The sequence below is a fragment of the Veillonella sp. ZSJB6 genome, assembly GCF_051549505.1.
GTDB lineage: Bacteria > Bacillota > Negativicutes > Veillonellales > Veillonellaceae > Veillonella.
Map to the genome: position 1 here is coordinate 1 of NZ_JBPUGE010000141.1, position 247 is coordinate 247.

Below are 247 nucleotides of genomic sequence, written 5' to 3' on the forward strand. Positions count from 1 at the left end.
CGCGATTTGCGCCATGCCCTCGAACATGATGAGTTTGAACTGTATTATCAGCCGATCGTATCGCCACGGCCGTTTGCAGTACGGGGAGTCGAGGCGCTCATTCGCTGGAATCATCCGGGCAAAGGTCAGATTTCCCCTGGCCTGTTCATCCCGGTCGCCGAGCAGCTCGGCCTTATCTCGGACTTGGGACGCTGGGTGCTCGTACAGGCGGTCACGGAGATGAAGGATCATGTGGAACGACATCACT

General features: G+C 57.5%; 1 protein-coding gene. It reads left to right on the forward strand.

Going from position 1 to position 247, the window contains the following annotated elements:
• Positions 1-247 (forward strand): EAL domain-containing protein (locus tag ACSV5T_RS10210; protein WP_438321068.1); only part of this gene is annotated, 247 nt, incomplete at both ends.